The 25551-nt window shown below is 65.4% G+C and carries 18 protein-coding genes; 10 read left to right on the plus strand and 8 right to left on the minus strand.

Annotated features, from left to right (window positions below):
• The first annotated feature begins 240 nt into the window (after nucleotides 1–240).
• The 6 genes from P5705_RS02175 to P5705_RS02200 all read left to right on the plus strand — a co-directional run bounded on the left by P5705_RS02175 (nucleotide 241) and on the right by P5705_RS02200 (nucleotide 9563).
• Entirely contained in the window at nucleotides 241–972 is a 732-nt protein-coding gene (locus P5705_RS02175; protein WP_277459373.1) for a GntR family transcriptional regulator, read from the plus strand.
• Between the two features lie 11 nt (nucleotides 973–983).
• Nucleotides 984–2072, plus strand: a complete 1089-nt coding sequence (gene nagA, locus P5705_RS02180) for an N-acetylglucosamine-6-phosphate deacetylase (RefSeq protein ID WP_277459374.1) — start codon at nucleotides 984–986, stop codon at nucleotides 2070–2072.
• The gene (locus tag P5705_RS02185) at nucleotides 2069–3091 is read left to right on the plus strand and encodes an SIS domain-containing protein (RefSeq protein WP_277459375.1); all 1023 of its coding nucleotides are present in this window, start codon (nucleotides 2069–2071) and stop codon (nucleotides 3089–3091) included. Before nagA ends, P5705_RS02185 begins: the two co-directional genes overlap by 4 nt.
• An 18-nt stretch (nucleotides 3092–3109) precedes the next feature.
• Nucleotides 3110–5650, plus strand: coding sequence for a phosphoenolpyruvate--protein phosphotransferase (gene ptsP, locus P5705_RS02190; protein WP_277459376.1), 2541 nt, complete (start codon nucleotides 3110–3112; stop codon nucleotides 5648–5650).
• Nucleotides 5651–5662: 12 nt separating this feature from the next.
• Nucleotides 5663–7327 carry an N-acetylglucosamine-specific PTS transporter subunit IIBC gene (nagE, locus tag P5705_RS02195; protein ID WP_277459377.1) on the plus strand — a complete coding sequence of 555 codons (1665 nt, stop codon included), beginning with the start codon at nucleotides 5663–5665 and terminating at the stop codon, nucleotides 7325–7327.
• 196 nt (nucleotides 7328–7523) lie between these two features.
• On the plus strand, nucleotides 7524–9563 hold the full coding sequence (locus P5705_RS02200; protein ID WP_277459378.1) for an HET-C-related protein: 2040 nt from the start codon (nucleotides 7524–7526) through the stop codon (nucleotides 9561–9563).
• 241 nt (nucleotides 9564–9804) lie between these two features.
• Here the strand turns inward: P5705_RS02200 and P5705_RS02205 are convergent, their stop codons facing one another.
• Nucleotides 9805–10116, minus strand: coding sequence for an NGG1p interacting factor NIF3 (locus P5705_RS02205; RefSeq protein WP_277459379.1), 312 nt, complete (start codon nucleotides 10114–10116; stop codon nucleotides 9805–9807).
• Between the two features lie 3 nt (nucleotides 10117–10119).
• Nucleotides 10120–14019 carry a phosphoribosylformylglycinamidine synthase gene (purL, locus tag P5705_RS02210; RefSeq protein ID WP_277459380.1) on the minus strand — a complete coding sequence of 1300 codons (3900 nt, stop codon included), beginning with the start codon at nucleotides 14017–14019 and terminating at the stop codon, nucleotides 10120–10122.
• Between the two features lie 267 nt (nucleotides 14020–14286).
• Between purL and mltF the strand changes: the two genes are divergently transcribed.
• On the plus strand, nucleotides 14287–15744 hold the full coding sequence (gene mltF, locus P5705_RS02215) for a membrane-bound lytic murein transglycosylase MltF (RefSeq protein WP_277459460.1): 1458 nt from the start codon (nucleotides 14287–14289) through the stop codon (nucleotides 15742–15744).
• 94 nt (nucleotides 15745–15838) lie between these two features.
• Here the strand turns inward: mltF and tadA are convergent, their stop codons facing one another.
• Together tadA and P5705_RS02225 are read right to left on the minus strand one after the other, a co-directional pair.
• Nucleotides 15839–16318: a tRNA adenosine(34) deaminase TadA gene (gene tadA, locus P5705_RS02220; RefSeq protein WP_277459381.1), complete on the minus strand. Its 480-nt coding sequence runs from the start codon at nucleotides 16316–16318 to the stop codon at nucleotides 15839–15841.
• On the minus strand, nucleotides 16318–17700 hold the full coding sequence (locus tag P5705_RS02225) for a multicopper oxidase family protein (protein WP_277459382.1): 1383 nt from the start codon (nucleotides 17698–17700) through the stop codon (nucleotides 16318–16320). The genes tadA and P5705_RS02225 overlap by 1 nt, the downstream gene beginning before the upstream one ends.
• 294 nt (nucleotides 17701–17994) lie before the next feature.
• Here P5705_RS02225 and P5705_RS02230 point away from each other — a divergent pair, with 294 nt between their 5' ends.
• Nucleotides 17995–18468 carry an OsmC family protein gene (locus P5705_RS02230; RefSeq protein WP_277459383.1) on the plus strand — a complete coding sequence of 158 codons (474 nt, stop codon included), beginning with the start codon at nucleotides 17995–17997 and terminating at the stop codon, nucleotides 18466–18468.
• A gap of 49 nt (nucleotides 18469–18517) precedes the next feature.
• Here P5705_RS02230 and guaA read toward each other — a convergent pair whose 3' ends face one another.
• From guaA to P5705_RS02250, 4 genes are all read right to left on the minus strand, one after another.
• On the minus strand, nucleotides 18518–20095 hold the full coding sequence (guaA, locus tag P5705_RS02235; protein WP_240065548.1) for a glutamine-hydrolyzing GMP synthase: 1578 nt from the start codon (nucleotides 20093–20095) through the stop codon (nucleotides 18518–18520).
• Nucleotides 20096–20170: 75 nt separating this feature from the next.
• A complete protein-coding gene (gene guaB, locus P5705_RS02240; RefSeq protein ID WP_213658146.1) occupies nucleotides 20171–21640 on the minus strand; it encodes an IMP dehydrogenase in 1470 nt (489 codons plus the stop codon).
• Nucleotides 21641–21726: 86 nt separating this feature from the next.
• Complete coding sequence (locus P5705_RS02245) at nucleotides 21727–22284, minus strand: sugar ABC transporter ATPase (RefSeq protein WP_277459384.1); 558 nt, start codon at nucleotides 22282–22284, stop codon at nucleotides 21727–21729.
• 50 nt (nucleotides 22285–22334) lie between these two features.
• A complete protein-coding gene (locus P5705_RS02250) occupies nucleotides 22335–23090 on the minus strand; it encodes a sulfite exporter TauE/SafE family protein (RefSeq protein ID WP_277459385.1) in 756 nt (251 codons plus the stop codon).
• Between the two features lie 97 nt (nucleotides 23091–23187).
• Between P5705_RS02250 and P5705_RS02255 the strand changes: the two genes are divergently transcribed.
• Nucleotides 23188–24066, plus strand: a complete 879-nt coding sequence (locus tag P5705_RS02255; protein ID WP_277459386.1) for a LysR family transcriptional regulator — start codon at nucleotides 23188–23190, stop codon at nucleotides 24064–24066.
• 103 nt (nucleotides 24067–24169) lie between these two features.
• Nucleotides 24170–25549 (plus strand): exodeoxyribonuclease VII large subunit, encoded by a 1380-nt coding sequence (xseA, locus tag P5705_RS02260; protein ID WP_277459387.1) that lies wholly within the window; start codon nucleotides 24170–24172, stop codon nucleotides 25547–25549.
• Nucleotides 25550–25551: the final 2 nt, after the last annotated feature.

The raw sequence follows: 25551 nt of genomic DNA on the forward strand, positions 1-25551 counted from the left end.
GCGCCGCCTGCGCGGCGCATCGCGGATGAATCCGCTCCTACCGGGCCATGGTTGCCTGCCTGACGCATGGCCCGAAACAAACCTGTGTAGGAGCGGATTCATCCGCGATGCGCCGCGCAGGCGGCGCCCGGTCTCATGGACGCCACCTCTGCGCCGACGTCCACCAGCAGACCAGTGGTATTGACCTGGTATTGAAGTGGTATTAACTTTCACCCCACAACAATACCGGACACCTCCGTCATGCGCCCTCTCACCGCCCTGCGCCCCGACGACAGCGCCGCCACCCCGCTCTACCTGCAGCTGGCGCGCAACCTCGAACAGGCCATCCACGCCGGCCAGTGGAGCGCCGACCAGGCCCTGCCCTCCGAGCGCACCCTCAGCGAAACCCTCGATATTTCCCGCGTCACCGCGCGCAAGGCCCTCGAAGTGCTGCTCGAACAAGGCCTGATCCGCCGCATCCAGGGCTCCGGCACCTTCATCACTCCGCGCCTGGAACAACCCCTGTCGCGCCTGTCGAGCTTCAGCGAGATGCTGCGCATGAAAGGCTTCGCGCCCAGCTCCCTGTGGCTGGAACGCAGCATCGGCAGCCCAAGCAGCGACGAACTGATCCGCCTGAGCCTGTCGCCCACCGACCAAGTCGCGCGCCTCAAGCGCCTGCGCAAGGCCGACGATATCGTCATGGCGGTGGAGGTCAGCACCTTGCCCGCCCGCTTGCTGGGCGACCCCCAGGCCATCGGCGACTCGCTTTACCAGCATCTCGACCGACTCGGCCGCCCGGTGGTCCGGGCCCTGCAGCACATCCGCGCGATCAACGCCAGCGACGAGCTGGCCGCCCAGGTCGGCATCGCGCCCGGTACCGCCATGTTGCTGATGACCCGTATCGGTTACCTCGACGACAACACCCCCATCGAGCTGACCGACACCTACTGCCGCAACGACTACTACGACTTCGTCGCCGAACTGCGGCGCTGACCGGAGCCCCCATGGACATTGCCAATATCCTCACCCCCGACGGCTGGGTGCGTGGCCACCTGCACCTGCGCGACGGGCGCATCCAGGCCATCGAAGGCACCCCGTGCGACCCGCGGGACAACGACCTGCCCTACCTGCTGCCCGGTTTCATCGACCTGCACGTACACGGCGGTGGCGGCAGCGACATCATGCAGGGCGGCGAGGCGTTCGCCACCATCGCCCGCACCCACCAGCGTTTCGGCACCACCTCGCTGCTGGCCACCACCATGACCGCCCCTCGCGAGGAACTGGCGAGCGTGCTGGCCGAGCTCGGCGAACACCTCACGCAACCCCGCCAGGGCGCGCGCATCCTGGGTGTGCACCTCGAAGGGCCGTACATCAACCCCGGCAAGCTCGGCGCGCAACCGAACTTCGCCCACCAGGCCCTGCTCGACGAGGTCGAACAGTACCTGGCGCTGGCGCCGATCAAGGTCATCACCATCGCGCCGGAAGTCGCCGGCCACCTGCCGCTGATCCAGGCGCTGAGCGCACGTGGCATCCGCCTGCAGCTCGGCCACACCCTGGGCAGCTACGAAGAGGGCGTCGCCGCCCTGGAGGCCGGGGCCAGCAGCTTCACCCACCTGTACAACGCCATGAGCCCGCTGCACCACCGCGAGCCGGGCATCGTCGGCGCCGCCCTGGCCCACGCCCGCTACGCCGAGCTGATCCCCGACCTGCTGCACGTGCACCCCGGCGCCATGAAAGTGGCCCTGCGCGCGATCCCGTGCCTGTACTGCGTGACCGACTCTACCGCCGCCGCCGGCATGCCCGACGGCGAATACCGCCTGGGCAGCCACACCGTGACCAAGTGCCTGGGCGGTGTACGCCTGCCCGACGGCACCCTGGCCGGCAGCACCCTGACCATGGACCAGGCCCTGCGCAACCTGGTGAAGATCGGCCTGCCCCTGAGCGAGGCCTCCGACCGTCTGTCGCGCTTCCCCGCCGATTACCTCGGCATCACCGACCGAGGCCGCCTGCAGCCGGGCACCTGGGCCGACGCGGTGCAACTCGACCGCCAACTGAACCTGACCGCCGTGATGATCGAAGGAGAACAAGCATGAGTTCAAGGATGCTCGAAGAGGCGCGCGCCTGCGCCAACGTAGTGGAACGCCAGCTGGGCGCGCTGGCCCCGCGCCTGGACACGCTGGCCGAACACCTGCGCCGGCTCGACCCGCACGTGGCGCTGACCGTGGCCCGGGGCAGCTCCGACCACGCCGCCAGTTACTTCGCCTACATCGCCATGCAGCAACTGGGGTTGCCGGTGGCCTCGCTGCCGATGTCGGTGGTCACCTTGCAGCAGGCGCCGCTACGTGTGCGTGGCCAGGTGGCACTGGGTTTCTCCCAGTCGGGGCAAAGCCCGGACCTGGTCGAGAGCCTGCGCCGCCTGGGCCAGCACGGGGCAACCACGGTAGCGCTGGTCAACGCCGAAGGCTCGCCGCTGGAACATGCCTGCCAGCACCACCTGCCGCTGGGCGCGGGGCCTGAACTGTCGGTTGCCGCGACCAAGAGCTTCGTCGCCACGCTCAGTGCCAGCGCACAGCTGGTTGCCCACTGGGGCCAGGACCAGGCCCTGCTGCAAGCCTGCCAAGCCCTGCCCGAGCAACTGCGCCAGGCCGCGAACCTGGACTGGAGCGCGGCCATCGACGGCCTGCAAGGCAGCGAGCGGCTGATGGTGATCGGCCGTGGCGCAGGCTTCGCCATCGCCCAGGAAGCCGCGCTCAAGTTCAAGGAAACCTCGGTGATCCAGGCCGAGGCCTTCAGCAGCGCCGAAGTGCGCCACGGGCCGATGGCCCTGATCGACGCCCACTACCCGCTATTGGTGTTCGCCCCCCGGGGTGTCGAACAGGCCGGGCTGCTGCAACTGGCCGCCGACATGCGCCGACGCGGCGCGCAGGTGTTGCTGGCAGCGCCGAACGACATCGCCGACCGCGACCTGACCCTGGGCTGCGCCGAACACCCCGCGCTCGACCCGCTGCTGGCGATCCAGAGCTTCTACATCATGGCCGCCGGGCTCGCCGAAGCCCGTGGCCTGGACCCCGACCAGCCGCGCCACCTGAGCAAAGTGACGTGTACGCAATGACGCCGCGAGGAACCGCGCATGTCCAACAATAACAAGATCACCCTCCATGCCCCGCTTGCCGGCCCGCAGGTGGCCCTGGACCAGGTCCCCGACCCGGTGTTCGCCAGTGGCACCCTCGGCGACGGCGTCGCCATCGACCCGCTCAACGACTGCCTGCACGCACCCTGCGCGGGTGAGGTGGTGCACCTGGCGCGCACCGGTCACGCCCTCACCCTGCGCGCCGCCAATGGCGCGGAGATCCTCCTGCACATCGGTGTGGACACCGTGCAACTGCTGGGGCGTGGCTTCGAGCCCCTGGTCGCGCTCGGCGCACGGGTCGAACAGGGCCAACCGCTGATCCGCTTCGACCTGGACCTGGTGGCCCAGCACTGCACCAGCCTGGTCACCGTGATGCTGGTCGGCAACGGCCAGGACTTCACACTGGAAGCGCTCGACACCCGCTCCAGCGAACTGGGCGCGCCACTGCTGGCGGTGAGCGGCAAGCCCCAGCTGGCAATGCTCGATACCGCAACCGCCAACGAACAGGCCAACGGCCGTGCCAAGGTGGCCCACCAGGGCGGCCTGCATGCGCGCCCCGCAGCGTTGCTGCGCCAGACCGCCCAGGGCTTCCGGAGCCGCGTGGAACTGCACTTCCAGGACCGCCACGCCAGCCTCGACAGCCTGGTCGCCGTCATGGGGCTGGGGGTCGGTGAAGGCGACGAGGTCGAAGTGCGCTGCACCGGCCCGGATGCCGCCGCCGCCTTGCAGGCCGTGCTCCAGGCGCTGCGCACACCCACGGCCGGCGAACGACACGCACCCGCGCCAATGATCGCCCACGCACCGGCCAGTACCGAGCCCGGTGTGCTGGCAGGCGTCACGGCGTCGCCCGGCCTGGCCCTCGGCCCGCTGGCGCGCCTGGATGGCATCAGCCTGCCAGCCGACAGCGGCAACAATGTCCCTGACGAACAACACCAGGCCTTGAAGGACGCGCTGGCCGAGGTGCGCACCGCCATCGACCGCGACTGGCGCCACCTGCCCCGTGGCCAGGAAGACGCCGCCGCCATTCTCGAGGCGCACCTGGCCCTGCTCGACGATCCGGCCTTGCTCGATGCCGCGCGCCAGCACATCGACGACGGCGTGGCCGCCAGCCATGCCTGGAGCCGCGCCATCGATGCCCAGTGCCAGGTCCTGCGCGGCCTCGGCAACCCGCTGCTGGCCGAGCGCGCCAACGACCTGCACGACCTGCAGCAACGCGTGCTGCGCGCCCTGCTCGGGGAAACCCGCGAGCTGCGCCTGCCCCCGTCGGCCGTTGTCGTCGCCCATGAGCTCACGCCATCGGACCTGCTGCTGCTGGCCCGCCACGATGTCGCCGGCCTGTGCATGGCCGCCGGCGGCGCCACTTCCCACGTCGCCATCCTGGCCCGCGCCCGCGGCCTGCCATGCCTGGTCGCGCTCGGCGAAACGCTGCTGGAGCTGGCACCCGGCACCACCCTGGTACTCGATGCCGACAACGGCCGTCTGGAAACCCGCGCCGATGCTCCACGCCTGGCCGAAGTGCGCCAGCACTGCCAGCAGCGCCGCGAACAGCGCCAGCGCCAGCAGGCCGCCGCCCACGACAGCGCGCGCACCCGTGATGGCCGCCTGATCGAAGTCGCCGCCAACGTTGCCAGCGCCGACGAAGCCGCCCAGGCCCTGGCCCTGGGCGCCGACGGCATCGGCCTGCTGCGCAGCGAATTCCTCTTCGTCGACCGCCACACCGCCCCCGACCAGACCGAACAGCACAGCGCTTATCAAGCCGTGCTCGACGCCATGGCCGAACGCCCGGTGATCATCCGCACCATCGATGTGGGCGGCGACAAGCAGCTCGACTACCTGCCACTGCCGATCGAGGCCAACCCGGTGCTCGGCTTGCGCGGCATACGCCTCGGCCAGGTACGCCCGGAACTGCTCGACGAGCAACTGCGCGCCCTGCTCCAGGTGAGCCCGCAACGGCGCTGCCGGATCATGCTGCCCATGGTCACCGAGGTCGACGAACTGGTCGCCATCCGCCAGCGCCTCGACCGACTTGCCACCGAACTGGGTGTGATCGAGCGCGCCGAGCTGGGGGTGATGATCGAAGTGCCGGCCGCGGCCCTGCTGGCCGAGCGCCTGGCCGAGCACGCCGACTTCTTCTCCATCGGCACCAACGACCTGTCGCAGTACACCCTGGCCATGGACCGCGACCATGCCGGCCTGGCAGCCCGTGTCGACGCCCTGCACCCGGCGCTGCTGCGCCTGATCGACCTGACTTGCCAGGGCGCGGCCAAACACGGTCGCTGGGTGGGCGTGTGCGGCGCATTGGCCTCCGACCCGCTGGCCACGCCCGTGCTGGTGGGGCTGGGCGTGGCCGAGTTGTCGGTCAGCGCCCCGCAGATCGGCGAGATCAAGGCCATCGTCCGCCAGCTCGACACCAAAGAATGCCGACGCTTCAGCCAGGGCCTGCTGGCCCTGGCCAGCGCCAGCGCGGTACGCCAGGCCTGCCGGGACTTCAGCACCCAGCCCCATGCCCAACACACGGCCCCCGTGGCCCTGCAACAATAATTGGAGCGCACCATGTACCAGCACTTCATCCAGGGCCTGCAACGGCTCGGCCGCGCCTTGATGCTGCCCATCGCCATCCTGCCCATCGCCGGCCTTCTGCTGCGCCTGGGCGACACTGACCTGCTCGACATCGCCCTGGTGCATGACGCGGGCCAGGCGATCTTCGCCAACCTGGCGCTGATCTTCGCCGTCGGCATCGCCGTGGGCTTTGCCCGTGACAACAACGGCACCGCCGGCCTTGCCGGCGCCATCGGCTACCTGGTGCTGGTGGCGACGCTGAAAGTGATCGATCCCAAGATCGACATGGGCATGCTGGCGGGTATTCTCTGCGGCTTGCTCGGTGGTGGCCTGTACAACCGCTTCAAGGATATCCAGCTGCCGGACTACCTGGCATTCTTTGGCGGCCGGCGCTTCGTGCCCATCGCCACCGGGGTGTCGGCGGTGTTCCTCGGGCTATTGTTCGGCTTGATCTGGCCGCCTATCCAGCACGGCATCAACAACCTCGGCCAGCTGATGCTGGAGAGCGGCAGCATCGGGGCGTTCTTCTTCGGCGTGCTCAACCGGCTGCTGATCATCACTGGCCTGCACCATATCCTCAACAACCTGGTGTGGTTCGTCTTCGGCAGCTTCCAGGCGGCCAGCGGGCAAGTAGTCACGGGCGACCTGGCGCGTTTCTTCGCCGGCGACCCGCATGCCGGGCAGTTCATGGCCGGTATGTTCCCGGTGATGATCTTCGGCCTGCCAGCCGCCTGCCTGGCCATGTACCGCCATGCCCTGCCGGCGCGGCGCAAGCTGATCGGCGGGGTGTTGCTGTCGATGGCGTTGACCTCGGCGCTGACCGGGGTGACCGAGCCGATCGAGTTCGCCTTCATGTTCCTTGCACCCCTGCTGTACCTGATCCATGCCGTGTTGACCGGTTTGTCCATGGCCCTCTGTGACCTGCTGGGCATCCGCCTGGGCTTCACCTTCTCCGGCGGCGCCATCGACATGGCCCTGGGCTGGGGCCGCTCCAGCAACGGCTGGCTGGTGTTCCCGCTGGGCCTGGCATACGCGCTGCTGTACTACTTCGTGTTCGACTTCTGCATCCGCCGCTTCGACCTGAAAACCCCGGGCCGCGAAGAACAGCCGGCCACGCAGCACGGCAGCAGCGCCGATGCCGCCCGAGGGCGCCGCTACATCGATGCCTTGGGCGGGGCGGCCAACCTGCAAGGTGTCGATGCCTGCACCACGCGCCTGCGCCTGGTGTTGGCCGACCGCGCCCTGGCCAACGACCAGGCCTTGAAAGCCCTTGGCGCCCTGGCCGTGGTACGCCCCGGCAGCGGGGGCAGCCTGCAGGTGGTGGTAGGGCCAATGGCTGATGCGCTGGCGGATGAGATTCGTGCCGAATTGCCGCTTGCCCCAAGTGCCAACCCACTCGGTGCGGACGTGCCGGCTCCCCTCCTGCAGACGGTAGACGCAGCACAATGGTTGCAAGCATTAGGCGGCCGGGAAAACCTGCTCAAAGCGCAGTGCGTGGCGCTAAGCCGGGTGCGCATTGAGCTCAAGGATCAGCAGCGCGTCGACGCCTCACGGTTGATGAGCCTGGGTTGCCTAGGCATCAGCCCACAGCCGAATGGCGTTTGGCATTTGCTGCTGGGCGCTCGGGCAGCGTCGCTGAGCCGGGCACTGGACAACTGACGGGTCATGCAGGGGCACAGCCGTCAGCGGTTTTGCCCCTCACACTGCGTGTAGGAAAACCCCGCAATAACTCGCAAGAAACAAGCGCTCCCGCAGAAGGACCAGGCTGAAACCACTGTAGGGTAGTTGTTCCATATTCGTATACCGCCCGCCGAACAGCACTGTGGCCCTCACAACCATTGATGAGGACGCCACCATGAGCGAACTGAACAGCACCTTTGCCCTGGACCAATTGACCGGAATTGCACGCACCACCGGCGAGCTGGAATTTGTACTGATGTTCATGCCGATCTTCGGCTATGAAGTCCCTGCGGCACTCTTCACCAAGTTTCGCGATGCCCTGCTCTCGGGCGAGGTTGAAAACCCGGAGCACCGCGTCGACGCCAACGCCGAGCGCATCGCCAGCTACGACAGCGACACCCGCACCATCAGTGTCGACATCAGCGCTATCGAGCAAGCCCTGGAAGACCAAACCACCGCCCCCCATCTGCTGATCGCGATGCTAGGCGCGTTCGGCCGTCACCTGCATGCCTTGTTCGCCTCCGAGCTCGATGCCCAGGAGCCAATGCCAGAGTTGCTCGAAGCCGAAGAAGTCGGCCATAACTACGCTGCGATGCTGGCCCTGTTCGACAGTAACACTGAGACAGGGACAGTCTTCGGCTATTACACCAACGCTGAAGAAACATCACCCCTGCTGCTGGATTTCAGCGCCGCACCGGACCTTGAGGACCTCCTGCCACAGGAGCCCGGCAGCCTGGTCATCCAACCTCGATTCGGCGCTGGCACAGGTAACGGTTCGGAACACTCCTTCGCCCACGAGTCCATCGAGCATATTCTCAAGGATGCCGGTTTCAGCGAACGTGAATGCAAGGCGATCTACTTCGGTAATTGGCTACGGGACCACTCGCAGATCGTCGACCCCAAGATCGTACGTCCGGCGGGCGCAAGCCAAGACCAGCCCTGGCAGTTGCCCAGGGAAATCCTCGCGCAGATCATTGATATCTTTGCCCACGAAGAATTCATCAGCCTGCAAGAAACCGATGAAGATCGCGAAGCCTACCGTGTGACCAAGGAGATGCTGGGCGTATACCGACCATCCGAACATATCGATAACCCCACCAACCTCGACGAAGCCGCTGTGGACCCGCGAACAATCGACGAAGACTTCGAAGCGTTGGTAAGGCCCGGCGATCCAAAAACCCAGGTAAACCCGTATACCTCGAAAAAACACCACATCGATTACGCCGAAAGCTACATGCGCCATAAACTGTTCGAGGCGGCAACCCAAGGCAAGACCCCTGCTGGCATGCGTTGCTTCGGTGAGGCCCTGCATGTGCTGGAGGACTACTTTGCCCACTCCAACTTCGTTGAACTCAGCCTGATCAAGCAAGGCCACGAGGTGTTGCCATGGACAACGCCGAATGACAAGTACCGTCATGGCTTGCCGGTTGTCACCGGACTTTTCAGCAGCCTGGATGTGATCGCCAGTGTCATCGAACCCCTTGGCAAGATACTGTTCTCCACGCAAGACCCGAAAGATAAACGGCAACCCGGTTACCGCGCGCGAACAGACAAGGCGTTACTGCTGGTACTGTCCGAGTTGGAGGATCGGCGCTGGTACTATGCACTGAACACCCTGCTGGCGATCCGTGACGGTATACGTAGCAACCCACTCGTCAGGTTCTGTTCGAGATTGCTATGGGCCATCGGCAAGCCAGACAGGCTGGTCAGCCAGATAATGAATGCCTACTTGCAGAAAGCACTGGTGCTCATTGGTGAACTGGTACATGACCACCAGACGGCACTCGGCGACCCCAACACCGAGCCCGGCGTCGATCCTACCCACACCCAGCTGGCCAAGGACCATGACGATCATCCCTTCCATGCGCTGGCGGCACGGCTTGCCCAGAGGGCGGTTTATGAGGTCGGGCTGAAGATGCGAGCGATCTGGGACAAGGATGAAACGGAGTCCATCGATTGGATCGAGCTGCAGGAGCTTGCTTCCAGTTTCCTCCTCCATCCCAATGACAGCGAATGGCAGGACGATATCGTTGCCGCCTGGAGCGCCACCAATGCTCAGGCTATCGAAGACGGTAAATCGGCCAGCTACTTCGAAAGGCACCGAAAGCAAGAGATGGAGCAGTCCAGTCAGAAGGTCAAAGCGCTGAGCGAAAATCCGAACTTCCAGCTGATCAAGCTCAATGAGAGCTTCCGCAATACGTTCCCTCTGTTCTGACAGTACTGTTGCCTGAACAATAAAAACCGTCAGTTAAGCCAATTGGGGTCGCTCCGCGACCCTTCGCGGGTAAACCCGCTCCTACAGGATCGCGCAAACGCTGAATCGAGCGCTGTACTTGTAGGAGCGGGTTTACCCGCGAAGGGCTGCAAAGCAGCCCCAATAAGTGCGATGAAGCGCTAACTGCCAGGCATTAGGCTAATAATGCCCACTTTCTTCGTGCAACTGACCCACCGAATCTTCAAATGCCCAACAACTGCCAGACCTCGTAGGCCGGTGTTTCATAGGGATGGCTGTGCTTGAGCGCGGCAATGACCTGAGCGATCAGCTCATCGGCCACCACCAGCTCCACCTTCCACTCCTCGACCACCTCGACCTGGCCGGCCTGCCCGAGGTACGGCTGGCTGCCGTGCAACGGGCGGAACTGGCCCTGGCCAAGGGTCTGCCAGGCGCAGTGGTCGTAGTCGCCGATGCGTCCGCCGCCGGCGGCGAACACAGCGGCCTTGACCACTTCGACATGGCTGTCGGGGACGAAGAAGGCGAGCTTGTACACCCCTTAGTTCACCCACACCCGCGCATTGCGGAACATGCGCATCAGGGCCGCGTCTTCCTGCCACTCGTCCGGGCGCCAGGAGTTCTGCACCGCGCGGAACATGCGCTCAGGGTGCGGCATCATGATGGTCACGCGGCCGTCGCGGCTGGTCAGGCCGGTGATGCCACGCGGCGAGCCGTTGGGGTTGGCTGGGTACTGTTCGGTGACCTTGCCGTGGTTGTCGACGTAGCGCAGGGCCACGCAACCGGACAGGTCGGCTTGCAGCAACGCTTCCTCGCTGGCGAACTCGGCATGGCCTTCGCCGTGGGCGATGGCGATCGGCATGCGCGAACCGGCCATGCCCTGCAGGAAGATCGAGTTGGACTTCTGTACCTCGACCATGGCCACGCGCGCCTCGAACTGCTCCGAGCGGTTGCGCACGAAGTGCGGCCAGTACTCGGTGCCCGGGATCAGCTCATGCAGGTTGGACATCATCTGGCAACCGTTGCACACGCCCAGGGCGAAGCTGTCGGTTCGCTCGAAGAAGGCCTGGAAGGTGTCGCGGGCACGGGCGTTGAACAGCGCCGACTTGGCCCAGCCTTCGCCGGCACCCAGCACGTCGCCGTAGGAGAAGCCGCCGCAGGCCACCAGGCCCTTGAACGCTTCGAAGTCGACACGGCCAGACAGGATATCGCTCATGTGCACATCGACCGCAGCAAAGCCTGCGCGGTCGAAGGCGGCAGCCATCTCGACCTGGCCGTTGACACCCTGCTCGCGCAGGATCGCCACTTGCGGGCGCACACCCTTCTTGATGTACGGCGCGGCAACGTCTTCGTTGACGTCGTAGCCGAGCTTGACCGACAGGCCTGGGTTGTCTTCTTCCAACAGCGCGTCGAATTCCTGGTCGGCGCAGTCGGCGTTGTCGCGCAGGCGCTGGACCTGGTAGCTGGTCTCGGCCCACTGGCGCTGCAGCAGGCGACGGTCGCCCTTGAACAGTTCTTCGCCTTCGAACTTGACCAGCACTTCACCGTTGTTGATCGGCTGGCCGATCACCGCGACGCAATCCTCGCCCAAGCCCGCGGCGCTGAACTGCGCCAGTACGTCTGGAGTGGCGTCCTGACGCACCTGGATCACCGCACCCAGCTCTTCGTTGAAGAGGATGGCAGCAATCTTTTCGCGCTTGCTGGTCAGGGTGTTCAGTTCCAGCTCCAGGCCGCAGTGGCCGGCAAAGGCCATTTCCAGCACGGTGGTCATCAGGCCGCCGTCGGAACGGTCGTGGTAGGCCAGCAGGTGGCCGTCGGCGTTCAGGCCCTGGATCACGGCGAAGAACGCCTTGAGGTCTTCGGCGTCGTCGACGTCCGGCGCCTGGGCCGCCAGCTTGCCGTGGGTCTGGGCGAGGATCGAGGCGCCCATACGGTTCTGGCCACGGCCCAGGTCGATCAGGATCAGGTCGGTTTCGCCTTTGTCCATGCGCAGCTGCGGGGTCAGGGTCTTGCGAATGTCGGTGACCGGGGCGAAGCCGGTGATGATCAGCGACATCGGCGAGGTGACGCTCTTCTCGACGCCCGCTTCACTCCACTTGGTTTTCATCGACATCGAGTCTTTACCGACCGGGATGGTGATGCCCAGCTCAGGGCACAGTTCCATGCCGACGGCCTTGACGGTGTCGTACAGGCGGGCGTCTTCACCCGGGTGACCGGCGGCGGACATCCAGTTGGCCGACAGCTTGATATCGGACAACTTGTCGATGCGCGAGGCGGCCAGGTTGGTCAGGGTTTCGCCGATCGCCATGCGCCCGGAGGCCGGCGCGTCGAGCAGGGCCAGCGGCGTGCGCTCGCCCATGGCCATGGCTTCACCGGTGTAGACGTCGAAGCTGGTGGCGGTGACGGCGCAGTCGGCCACCGGTACCTGCCACGGGCCGACCATCTGGTCGCGGGCCACGAGGCCGGTGATGGTGCGGTCGCCGATGGTGATCAGGAAACTCTTGCTGGCCACGGCCGGGTGACGCAGGACGCGCTCGACCGAGTCCTTGAGTTCCAGGGTGCTTGGGTCGAATTCATCGCCCAGTTCCGCTTCGCGGGTGACCGAACGGTGCATGCGCGGCGGCTTGCCCAGCAGCACGTCCAGTGGCATGTCCACCGGGGTGTTGTCGAAGTGGCTGTCGGTGACAGTCAGGTGCTTCTCTTCGGTGGCCTCGCCCACGACCGCGAACGGGCAGCGCTCGCGCTCGCAGATGGCCTGGAAGCGCTCGAAGTCTTCAGCGCTGACTGCGAGCACGTAGCGCTCCTGCGATTCGTTGCTCCAGATTTCGTGCGGGGCCATGCCCGGCTCGTCGTTGGGCACGTTGCGCAGTTCGAAGCGACCGCCACGGCCACCGTCGTTGACCAGCTCGGGGAAGGCGTTGGAGATACCACCGGCGCCGACGTCGTGGATGAAGGCGATCGGGTTCTTGTCGCCCAACTGCCAGCAGCGGTCGATGACCTCCTGGCAGCGGCGTTCCATTTCCGGGTTCTCGCGCTGTACCGAAGCGAAGTCCAGGTCGGCGGAGCTGGCGCCCGTGGCGACCGACGAGGCGGCGCCGCCACCCAGGCCGATCAGCATGGCCGGGCCGCCGAGCACGATCAGCTTCGCGCCGACGGTGATCTCGCCCTTCTGGACATGGTCTTCACGGATGTTGCCCATGCCACCGGCGAGCATGATCGGCTTGTGATAACCGCGAACTTCTTCACCGTGCGGGGTGTTGATGCCCTGCTCGAAGGTGCGGAAGTAGCCGGTCAGGGCCGGGCGGCCAAATTCGTTGTTGAACGCGGCGCCGCCCAGTGGGCCTTCGATCATGATGTCGAGGGCGTCGACGATGCGCTCGGGCTTGCCGTACGGCTTCTCCCAAGGCTGCTCGAAGCCGGGGATGCGCAGGTTCGAGACGGTGAAGCCGGTCAGGCCGGCCTTGGGCTTGGCGCCACGACCGGTGGCGCCTTCGTCGCGAATTTCGCCGCCGGAGCCGGTGGAGGCGCCGGAGAACGGGGCGATGGCGGTCGGGTGGTTGTGCGTCTCGACCTTCATCAGGATATGCACCGGCTCCTGCACCGCGCCGTACTGGCGGGTCTCAGGGTTCGGGAAGAAGCGCCCGGCAACGCTACCGACGATGACCGAGGCGTTGTCCTTGTACGCGGACAGCACGCCTTCGCTGTGCATCTGGTAGGTGTTCTTGATCATGCCGAACAGGCTCTTTTCCTGCGCCTGGCCGTCGATATCCCAGCTGGCGTTGAAGATCTTGTGGCGGCAGTGCTCGGAGTTGGCCTGGGCGAACATCATCAGTTCGATGTCGTTCGGGTTGCGCTTGAGGCCCTGGAAAGCGTTGACCAGATAGTCGATCTCGTCTTCGGCCAGGGCCAGGCCCAGGTCGATGTTGGCTTGCGCCAGGGCCGCGCGGCCACCGCCCAGGATGTCCACCGAGGTCATCGGTTTTGGCTGGGCGTGGCTGAACAGGTCGGCGGCGTCTTCCAGCTTGCCCAGCACGCGCTGGGTCATGCGGTCGTACAGCTCGGCGGCGATGACGTGAGCGTCGGTTTCACTGAGGCTGCCGGCGACGTAGTAGGCGATGCCGCGCTCCAGGCGCTGGATCGACTGCAGGCCGCAGTTGTGGGCGATGTCACTGGCCTTGCTCGCCCAGGGCGAGATGGTGCCCAGGCGCGGCACCACCAGGAACAGGCGGCCGGTCGGCTCCTGCACCGGCACGCTCGGCCCGTACTTGAGCAGACGGCCCAGCACCTGCTGCTGGTCGGCGGTCAGCTCGCCGTCAACGTCGGCGAAGTGGGCGAATTCGGCATACAAACCAGTAACAGCGGGGACTTTCTGGCTCAGTTGCTCGAGTAATTTACCGTGGCGAAAGGCAGAAAGGGCAGGAGCGCCGCGCAGGATCAACATCGTCGGGACAGCCTCAGAAAGGGGTGTGCTTAGAGGCCGTGCATTCTAGCCTAATTCTCAGGCTTTCGGCACCCGCTCTAGCCCAATGCTGCCGGGCGGTGGAACCGGACTTCGGGGTCAGAAAAATCCTCCTCTCCTGCGCCTCGATACCCTGCACGAGCCGGCTTGCCGGCGAACAGCGGCCACCAGAGCACATCGCCGCGCTACCAGACAACCCACATATTGTCGAGATATGGTGCAACCGGCCGTTTGCGTATACTGCACCTTATGTTCGCCCACACTGCTTTTCGCCAGCGTTGCGCCCGATGGCTCTTCGCAACCGGACTCTTCCTGATGCTCGGTGCCTGCGTTGAAAAACCCAGCACCCTCGAGCGCGTCAAGGAGGATGGCGTGCTGCGCGTGATAACCCGCAACAGCCCGGCCACCTACTTCCAGGACCGCAACGGCGAAACCGGTTTCGAATACGAACTGGTCAAACGCTTCGCCGACGACCTGGGCGTGAAGCTGCAGATCGAGACCGCCGACAACCTCGACGAACTGTTCGACCAGCTGGGCAAGCCCTCAGGCCCGGTGCTGGCGGCCGCAGGCCTGGTCAGCAGCGAGCGACGCGCCGCCCAAGCCAGGTTCTCCCACCCGTATCTGGAAGTCACGCCACAGGTTATCTACCGCAACGGCCGCTCCCGCCCCACCAATGCACAAGGCCTGGCGGGCAAGAAGATCATGGTGCTCAAGGGCAGCAGCCACGCCGACCAGCTCGCCGAACTGAAAAAACAGTACCCCGGGCTGCAATACGAAGAATCCGACGCCGTCGAAGTGGTCGACCTGCTGCGCATGGTCGACGAAGGCCAGATCGACCTGACCCTGGTCGACTCCAACGAGCTGGCGATGAACCAGGTCTACTTCCCCAACGTGCGGGTGGCCTTCGACCTCGGTGACACCCGCGACCAGCGCTGGGCAGTGGCGGCCGGCGACGACAACAGCCTGCTCAACGAGATCAACGAGTTTCTCGACAAGTCGCAGAAGAACGGCACCCTGCAGCGCCTGAAGGACCGCTACTACGGGCATGTCGACGTGCTTGGCTACGTCGGCGCCTATACCTTCGCCCAGCACCTTCAGCAGCGCCTGCCCAAGTACGAGAAACACTTCAAGGCCACGTCGAAGGTAGAACAGGTCGACTGGCGCCTGCTGGCCGCCATCGGCTACCAGGAATCGATGTGGCAGCCGGAGGTCACCTCCAAGACCGGCGTGCGCGGCCTGATGATGCTGACTCAACGCACCGCGCAAGCCATGGGCGTGTCGAACCGGCTCGACCCCAAGCAGAGCATCCAGGGCGGCGCCAAGTATTTCATGGTGGTAAAAGAGCAGCTCGATGACAGCATCAAGGAGCCGGACCGCACCTGGTTCGCCCTGGCCGCCTACAACGTCGGCAGCGGCCACCTGGAAGACGCCCGCACCCTGGCCAAGCGCGAAGGCCTGAACCCGAACAAGTGGCTGGACGTGAAGAAAATGCTGCCACGGCTGTCGCAGAAGCAGTGGTACAGCAAAACGAAGTACGGCTACGCCCGTGGTGGCGAGCCGGTGCATTTCGTGGCCAACATCCGCCGCTACTACGACATCCTCACCTGGGTGACGCAACCGCAGCTCGAGGGCCAGGTGGCCGAGGGCAACCTGCACGTGCCGGGTGTCAACAAGGACAAGCCGGCGGAGCAGTCGCCGCAGATGTAACTGCGTCGATGCCTTGTAGGAGCGGCTTCAGCCGCGATCATCCGTAAGACACCGCGTTGCCTGCATCGCGGCTGAAGCCGCTCCTACAGAGGCGCTACCCCTTTGCCCGGCGTGCCTTGAAGAACTCGCTCAGGATTGCCCCGCACTCCTGCGCCAGCACCCCGCCCTCGAACATCACCCGATGGTTGAGAAACCCCTGGCTGAAGAACTGCCCCTGGCTCTGCACGATCCCCGCCTTGGGCTCCAGCGCCCCGTACACCACCCGCGCCACCCGCGAATGGACGATCAGCCCCGCGCACATGCTGCACGGCTCCAGCGTCACATACAGGGTGCTGCCCGGCAGCCGGTAGTTGCTGGCGGACTTGGCCGCGGCGCGAATCGCCACCATTTCGGCGTGTGCGCTGGGGTCACTGTCGATGATCGGCCGGTTGAAACCCTGGCCGATCACCTGGCCATGCTGCACCAGCACCGCCCCCACCGGCACCTCGCCCAGGGCCGCGCCTTGCGCCGCCAGTTCGAGGGCCAGGCCCATGAATTCCTGGTCGCGGCTGCGATCGATGATCTGCGGTCGCATCACACTACCGTGATCGCGGCCATCAGGCCGGTTTCCATGTGGTCGATGACATGGCAGTGGAACATCCAGGTGCCTGGGTTATCCGCCACCAGCGCCACCTGGGCGCGCTCGTTCTTGCCCAGCAGGTAGGTGTCGGTGAACCAGGGCTCGACGATCTTGCGTCGATTCGAGGCGATCACCTTGAAACTCATGCCATGCAAGTGGATCGGGTGCTGGTACTGGGTCATGTTCTTCAGTTCGAAGATGTAGCTCTTGCCCTTCTGCAGCGTGGCGATCGGCCGGTCGGCACAGGTCTTGTCGGTGATGTCCCAGGCCTGACCGTTTATCTGCCACAGGCTCGGCGGCTTGCCATTCTCGGTATTGACCGAGACCTTGCCGACCCATTCGAAGTTGAAGTTGAGCTTCTCGGCGTTCTCAAGGTCCGGCTCGGCCACCGGGTTGGCCGGCAAGGCCTCCGGCCAATCGCCCGGTGCCTCGCTGCTGGCCACCGAACGCAGGGTACCCAGGCGCACGAAACCATCGCGCAGGGAGATTTCTTCGCCCGCCTGAGGGATGCGGATGGCCAGGCAGATGCGCATGCCCGGGCCAAGCCAGTACTCGTCCTCCAACGGGCGCGGCGTGACCGGGTTGCCGTCGAGGGCGTAGATCATCGCCTCGCAGTTGCCCTTGAGGTTGAGCCGGTAGGTCCAGGTGTTGTCCAGGTTCAGCAGGCGCACCCGCACCACTTGCCCCGCCGGTAATTCGGTGACCGAGTCGGCCTGGCCGTTGATGGTGATCAGCCGCCCGGCCGTACCATTGCGCGCGGCCTCGCGAGGTACGCTGAAGGGCATCCAGGCGCCCTGCTCGTCCACATGCCAGTTCTTCAGGCTCAGGGTGCGTTCGTGCCTGAAGCCGGTCGGCTCGCGCTCCTCGACGATCAGCGGGCCGACCAGGCCGCGGCCCAGCTCCTCGGAGCTGCTGACGTGCGGGTGGTACCAATAGCTGCCGGCATCCGGCACCTTGAACTTGTAGTCGAAGTACTCGCCCGGCTTGACCGGCAACTGCGAGACGTACGGCACACCGTCCATTTCCAGTGGCAGGCGGATGCCATGCCAGTGGATGGTGGTTTCCACCGGCAGGTGGTTGATGAAGCGCACCCGCAGCCAGGTTCCCTGCCGCACACGCAACTCGGTACCCGGCGCCGACGGGCCGAAGGCCCAGGCCTCGGTCTTGAAGCCCGGCACCAGCTCGACATCCAGCGGCGCGGCGATCAGTTCGTAGTCGTGCCCGGCGTTGTCGTCCTCGACCTTGCCCAGCCAGTAGCGTGCCGCGCCTCCGGCGCCCAGGCCTACCACCACGAGGCCGGTCAGGCCCTTGAGCATTTGTCGACGGGAAAAGGACATCGGTGCGGGTACCTCGTTTCTGCGCGATCAGCCTGCCGGCAGGGCCGGCGATGAAGGGCGAATACGATACACCTGCATTTGCGAAATATTAAGTGAAGTCTTGTCGCAGGATTGTCATTGCCGGAGCCGTGTGGCGCTAAACCTGTAGGAGCCGGCTTTGCCGGCGAACACCGGCAAAGCCGGTGCCCAAGAACGCGGTCTTGGCTTCAAGCGGTGTTGCAGTTCGCCCATGGAACAGGGAAAGTCCGAATGCGGGCAAGTTCGCGCCTTCCCAGACAATCGAGCGGGGGATACATGAAGGAACATCAGTACGCCGTCACCGTGAACTGGACCGGAAACACCGGCTCCGGCACTGCCAGCTACACCACCTACCAACGCGACTTCGATGTCCAGGCACCGGGCAAGCCGACACTTTCCGGCTCGGCCGACCCCGCGTTTCGGGGCGATCCTGCCCGCTGGAACCCCGAAGACATGCTGCTGGCCTCCCTGTCGGCCTGCCACAAGCTCTGGTACCTGCACCTGTGCGCGGTGAACGGCGTGCAGGTCCTGGCGTACGTCGACCACCCCGAGGGGCGCATGGTCGAGGGAGATGCCGAGCACAAGGGGCGCTTCACCGATGCCCTGCTGCGCCCGCAGGTCGTCGTGAGCTCGGATTCGGATACGCAACTGGCCCTGCGCCTGCATGACGATGCCCACCACGAATGCTTCATCGCCAACTCGGTGAACTTCCCGGTCCGCTGCGAGGCAGTGATCCAGCGCAAGGCCTGAGCCCTCCTGGATACGACAAGGGCGCCTTGCGGCGCCCTTGTGGCTCAACTCATTCCCACTCGATAGTGGCTGGCGGCTTGCTCGACACGTCGTAAGTGACGCGGGAGATGCCGTCGATTTCGTTGATGATACGACCGCTGACAGTCTCCAGCAGCTCGTACGGCAGGTGCGCCCAGCGCGCGGTCATGAAGTCCACGGTCTCGACGGCACGCAGGGCCACGACCCAGGCGTAGCGACGGCCGTCGCCGACGACGCCGACCGACTTGACCGGCTGGAACACCACGAATGCCTGGCTGGTCTTGTGGTACCAGTCGGCCTTGCGCAGCTCTTCGATGAAGATGTGGTCGGCGCGACGCAGGATGTCGGCGTACTCTTTCTTCACTTCACCGAGGATGCGCACGCCCAGGCCCGGGCCCGGGAACGGGTGGCGGTAGACCATGTCGTACGGCAGGCCCAGCTCCAGGCCGATCTTGCGCACTTCGTCCTTGAACAGTTCACGCAGCGGCTCGACCAGCTTGAGGTTCATCTCCTCCGGCAGGCCACCGACGTTGTGGTGCGACTTGATCACGTGGGCCTTGCCGCTCTTGGCGCCGGCCGACTCGATCACGTCGGGGTAGATGGTGCCCTGGGCGAGGAACTGGATGTTGTCCAGTTTGCTGGCTTCGGCGTCGAACACGTCGATGAAGGTACGGCCGATGATCTTGCGCTTCTTCTCCGGGTCGGCTTCGCCTTCCAGGTTGTCGAGGAACTGCTTTTCAGCGTCGGCGCGGATCACCTTGACGCCCATGTTCTCCTTGAACATGGCCATCACCTGGTCGCCTTCGTGCAAGCGCAGCAGGCCGTTGTCGACAAACACGCAGGTCAGCTGGTCGCCGATGGCGCGGTGCAGCAGCGCGGCAACCACGGACGAGTCGACACCGCCGGACAGGCCCAGCAGAACGTTGGCCGAACCGACTTGCTCACGCACCTGGGCGATGGCGTCTTCGACGATGTTCGATGGTGTCCACAGGGCTTCACAGCCGCAGATGTCCTGGACGAAGCGCGACAGGATGCGACCACCTTGCTTGGTGTGGGTCACTTCCGGGTGGAACTGCACGCCGTAGTAGCCCAGGGCGTCGTCGTACATGCCGGCGATCGGGCAGCTCGGGGTGCTGGCCAGCACGCTGAAGTTGCCCGGCATCTGGGTGACCTTGTCGCCGTGGCTCATCCACACGTCCAGGCCCAGCACGCCGTCATCGTCGACGTGGTCTTCGATGCCGTCGAGCAGGCGGCTCTTGCCGACCACGTCGACGCGGGCATAACCGAACTCGCGCAGGTCGGAACCTTCGACCTTGCCGCCCATCTGCTCGGCCATGGTCTGCATGCCGTAGCAGATGCCCAGCACCGGGACCTTCAGGTCGAACACCGCTTGCGGGGCGCGTGGGCTGTTGGCTTCGTGGACCGACTCGGGGCCACCGGCCAGGATGATGCCGCGCGGGTTGAATTCGCGGATCGCTTCATCGTCCATGTCGAACGGGTGCAGCTCGCAGTACACACCGATTTCGCGCACGCGGCGGGCGATCAGCTGGGTGTACTGGGAACCGAAATCGAGGATCAGGATGCGGTGAGCGTGAATGTCGAGGGCCATGACTCAATCTCGTCAGTGGAAATCGGAAACGACACGGGGCTGTCATGACAGCCCCGCTTGCTATTGCTTGAAGCCTCAGCCTACGCGGTAGTTAGGGGCTTCTTTGGTGATCTGCACGTCGTGCACGTGGGACTCGGCCATGCCGGCACCGGTGATGCGCACGAACTCCGGCTTGGTGCGCATCTCTTCGATGGTCGCGCTGCCGGTGTAGCCCATGGACGAACGCAGGCCGCCCATCAGCTGGTGGATGATCGCGGCCAGGGCGCCTTTGTAAGGGACGCGGCCTTCGATGCCTTCCGGGACCAGCTTCTCGGCGCCGGCCGAGGAGTCCTGGAAGTAGCGGTCGGAGGAGCCTTGCGCCTGTGCCATGGCACCCAGCGAGCCCATGCCGCGGTAAGCTTTGTACGAACGGCCCTGGAACAGCTCGACTTCACCCGGCGCTTCTTCGGTACCGGCGAACATCGAGCCCATCATCACGCACGAGGCGCCAGCGACGATGGCCTTGGACAGGTCACCCGAGAAACGGATGCCGCCATCGGCGATCAGTGGCACGCCAGTGCCTTCCAGTGCGGCGGCGACGTTGGCGATGGCGCTGATCTGCGGCACGCCGACACCGGCGACGATGCGGGTGGTGCAGATCGAGCCTGGGCCGATACCGACCTTGACCGCGTCGGCGCCGGCTTCAGCCAGGGCCTTGGCAGCGGCGCCAGTGGCGATGTTGCCGCCGATCACCTGCACTTGCGGGTAGTTCTCCTTGACCCAGCGAACGCGGTCGATCACGCCTTTGGAGTGACCGTGGGCGGTATCGACGACAACCACGTCAACGCCGGCCGCGACCAGCGCCGCAACGCGCTCGCCAGTGTCCTTGCCGGTGCCGACCGCGGCGCCGACGCGCAGGCGGCCCTGGTCGTCCTTGCTGGCCAGCGGGTAGGCCTTGGCCTTCTCGATGTCCTTGACGGTCATCATGCCCTTGAGGGCGAACTTGTCGTCGACGATCAGGACTTTTTCCAGGCGGTGCTTGTGCAGCAGCTCGCGGACTTCGTTCTTGTCGGCGCCTTCACGGACGGTGACCAGACGCTCTTTGGGGGTCATCACGTCGCGGACCTTGGCGTCCAGGCGGGTTTCGAAACGCACGTCACGGGAGGTGACGATGCCGACCAGGTCGCCGTTCTCCAGCACCGGAACACCGGAGATGTTGTTCAGGCGGGTGAGGTCGAACAGGTCGCGCACGGTGGCGTCGGCCTCGATGGTGATCGGGTCCTTGACCACGCCAGCCTCGAACTTCTTGACCTTGCGCACTTCGCCGGCCTGCTGTTCGATGGTCATGTTCTTGTGGATGATGCCGATGCCGCCTTCCTGGGCCATGGCAATGGCCAGGCGCGCTTCGGTGACGGTATCCATGGCGGCGGAAACCAGGGGAATGTTCAGCTCGATGCCACGAGTCAAACGTGTCTTGAGACTGACTTCATTGGGCAGTACCTCGGAGTAGCCGGGTACAAGGAGGATATCGTCGAAGGTCAGGGCTTCTTGGCTGATACGCAGCATCGCGGGGGCTCCCGGGAGGGAAAAATGGAAGCGCGCCATTATACCCATCCATGGCGCGCCGCTCAATGCAAAATAAGGGCCTTCGGTCAGGCCTGTGGCACTTTTACCTGCACCACGGCCACCGGCTGGTCGAGCCAGTCGGCGAAGCTGTCGAGGAAGGCCTGGGTGAAACCCGCCTCGCCCCAGTTGTTGAAGATGAACCCGAGGTTGGAAAAGGCACATGGCTGCAGGTAAAGAAAGCCATTGATGTCGTCTTCGAAGCCGCACAGCGGGCAGGTGAAGTTGTCGCTCACCCCCGGCATCCACTCCTCCAGGCTCTCGAACAGCGGCTCACCGACTTCGCGCCGGCATTCCGGGCAGCCGGCCTCTTCGAGAAAGCCCTCGGTGGGGGTATAGATGCAGCGCTTGAGCATCACCTCCAGGCCGTTGACCTGCTCACCGAGCGGCAGCTTCTGCGGATGCAACGCCACCTTGCGCGCGCCTTCGGCCAGGGCATGGCCCATGCGGTTGCCGGTGCGCCCGCACGTGGTCAACTGCTCCTCGACGATCTTCTCGCGTACCAGCCAGCGCAGGATGGCCCGGGCACGGGCTTCGTGGACCGGCACGGTAGACAGCTTGGGGACGATGATGCTTTGGGTGTTCATGAACGAAACGAGCCTGCGGACAGCGATAATCGCGCAATTCTACCGCCTGCTCAGGCGCTCAGGTAGCGAGCGATCAACGCCAGGCCGCTGGCCAGCACCAGCCAGGTGATCAGCCGCACGAAGGCTTCGCGGGACAGTTTCAGGGTCAGCCGGCGCCCCAGCCAGGTACCTGCGAACATCACCGGTAACAGGCAGGCGGCCAGAAGCAGCAGGCTGGCATCGGCATACACCCCGGCGATCATGAACAGCGACAGGCGCACCACCGTGCTGCAACTGATCAGCGCGACTTGGGTCGCCCGCACCTGCTCCTTCGCCTCCAACCGGGCGCTCAGGTAGATCGCATACAAAAAGCCACCACTGCCGAACATGGCGCCGAACAGCCCACCCACCGTGCCCATGGGCACCGCCCAGGCGCCCGACAGACTCGCCGGCCGCACCTTCACCGCCAGGCCGTAGACCGCATAGGCGGTGACGAAGAGCCCCATCAGCAACAGCAGAACATCCGATTTCAAGTGCAGCAGGAACACCACGCCCAACGCGCAGCCCACGGCCATGAAGGGCAACAGACGCAGCAACTCGCCGTGCACCACATCCCGCCGGGACGGCAGCAGATTGCCTAAGGAGGCGACGAAATCCAGCAGGACCAGTAGCGGAACGATCCGCGACAACGGCATGAAGTGAATCAGCACAGGGCCGGCGACCAGCGCAGTGCCGAAGCCGGCAATGCCGAAGACGATATAGGCCACGGCCACGCCAAGCAGGATCGGCAGCCAGTCGAGGCCGGAGAACGACAGTTGGGCAAGCATCGCAACGACTCCTGGGAAGACACCTGCAGGTTAGCCAGTCGTCAGCCATGCCGACTAATATGCCTTTGCGCCACAAGCCATCTTAAAAAGGCATGACATGACTTCGATCCGCCAACTGCGCTACTTCGTCGAAATCGCCGAGAGCGGCAGCTTCAGTGCCGCCGCCGAGCGGCTGTACATCGCCCAATCGGCCCTCAGCCGGCAGATCAAGGAGCTTGAACAGCAGTTGGCAACGCCCCTGTTCGAGCGCACTGCCCGCCAGCCACGGCTGACCGCTGCCGGGCTGGCATTTCTCGACCGGGCGCGGCGCCTGCTGGCCGACCTGGACAAGGCCGAGCGCCTGGCTCGTGAAGTCGGCCAAGGCTTGCGCGGCAGCCTGCGCCTGAACCACTCCAGTACCGTGCCGTTGACCGGGCAACTGCTTGAGCGGCTCGGCGGTTACCTGGGCGACAACCCCGGCGTTTCCCTGGAAATCGCCCAGCAATCTTCGGAAGCGCAACTGGAAGATATCGCCGAGGGGCGCCTGGAGATCGGCCTGTTGCGCCTGCCCGTGCTGCGCCAGCATGAGGGCGTGGTGTTGCACGCTTTGTTCGATGAGCCGTTGCTGCTGGCGGTGGCCGCCCAACATTCATTGGCATCCGAAACCAGCGTGAGGTTGGAGCAACTGCGTGAAGAGCGCTTCATCTCCATTCCTCATCGGCAACGGGGCGGCCTGAGCTATCTGTCGGCGTCGCTGTGCATGAGCGCAGGGTTCTTCCCCCGGGCCGCGCAGGTGGTGTCACGCAAGACCACGCAGTTGCAGCTGATTCAGGCGGGGTTCGGGGTGGCGTTGCTGCCGGCGAGCATGCGCGAGATCGCGCCGGCGTCGGTGTGCTTCGTACCACTGGTCGAAGCTTGTCAGAGCACCGTGGCGCTGGCCTGCCGGCGGGATGCCGGGGACCTGGTGCGACAGTTCGTGATGGCGATGCGCAACTGAATGCCCTTTCGCCAGCAAGGCTGGCTCCTACGGCGGACAAGGGCGCGCACTCCGTGACTGGCTAACACAGACAACCCCGTCCATGTCCTTTATGATGCCCGCCATGATCAAAGACCCCTTCGAACGACTTGGCCTGGACCGCGAGGTCCTCACCGTCAGCCAGCTCAACGGCCGCGCCCGCGTGCTGCTGGAGGATGTGTTCCGCAGTGTCTGGGTGGAAGGCGAGATATCCAACCTCGCCCGCCCGGCCTCCGGGCACATGTACTTCACCCTCAAGGACAGCGGCGCGCAGATCCGTTGCGCGCTGTTCCGGCAGAACGCCCTGCGCGTGCGCCAGGCCCTGCGCGACGGCCTGGCGGTGCGGGTGCGTGGCAAGGTCTCGCTGTTCGAAGGCCGCGGCGACTACCAACTGATCCTCGACACCGTCGAGCCCGCCGGCGATGGCGCCCTGCGCCTGGCCTTCGAAGCATTGAAGGAAAAACTCGGCGCCGAGGGGTTGTTCAGCACCGAGCGCAAGCGGCCGCTACCCGCGCACCCGCAGCGCATCGGCATCATCACCTCGCCCACCGGCGCGGTGATCCGCGACATCATCAGTGTGTTCCGCCGCCGCGCGCCGCAGGTCGAACTTAATCTGATCCCCACCGCCGTGCAGGGTCGCGAGGCCATCAGCCAGATCGTCCGTGCCCTGCAGATGGCCGACCGGCAAGGCTTCGACGCACTGATCCTGGCCCGTGGCGGCGGCTCGCTGGAGGACCTCTGGTGCTTCAACGAAGAAGCCGTGGCCCGCGCCGTGGCCGCCTGCGCCACGCCGATCGTCAGCGCCGTGGGCCATGAGACCGATGTGTCGATCAGCGATTTCGTCGCCGATGTGCGCGCCCCCACGCCGTCCGCCGCCGCCGAACTGCTCGCTCCCGACAGCAGCGGCCTGCAGCAGCGCCTCGACAGCCTGCAGCGGCGGCTGCTGCTGCGCATGCAGAGCCGCCTGGCTCACGACCGCTTGCGTGTCGAGGGCCTGGCCCGGCGCCTGCGCCACCCCGGCGAACGTCTGCGCCAGCAGGCCCAGCGCCTGGACGACCTGGACATGCGCCTGCGCCGTGCCTTCGCGCTCAACATGAACCAGCGCCACGAGCGCCTCGGCCGCCTGGACACACGCCTGGCCGCGCAACACCCCGGGCGCAGCCTGAAACTGCTGAAGCAGCGCCTGGACAGCCTCGCCGAACGCCTGCCCAAGGCCATGCGCGACGTGCTCAAGGACCGCCGCCAGCGCTTCCAGGCGCAGCTGCAGACCTTGCAGGTAGTCAGCCCACTGGCCACCCTCGCCCGCGGCTACAGCATCCTGCTCGACGAACACGGCCAGGCCATCCGCAGCGCCGCCCAGACTCACAACGGCCAGCGCCTGACCGCCCGCCTCAATGAAGGCGAGCTCAAGGTGCGGGTCGAGGACAACCACCAGACCCCGGTCACCCTCTCGCTACTGGACTGACA

The organism is Pseudomonas entomophila (assembly GCF_029478665.1).
GTDB classification, from domain to species: Bacteria; Pseudomonadota; Gammaproteobacteria; order Pseudomonadales; family Pseudomonadaceae; genus Aquipseudomonas; species Aquipseudomonas entomophila_F.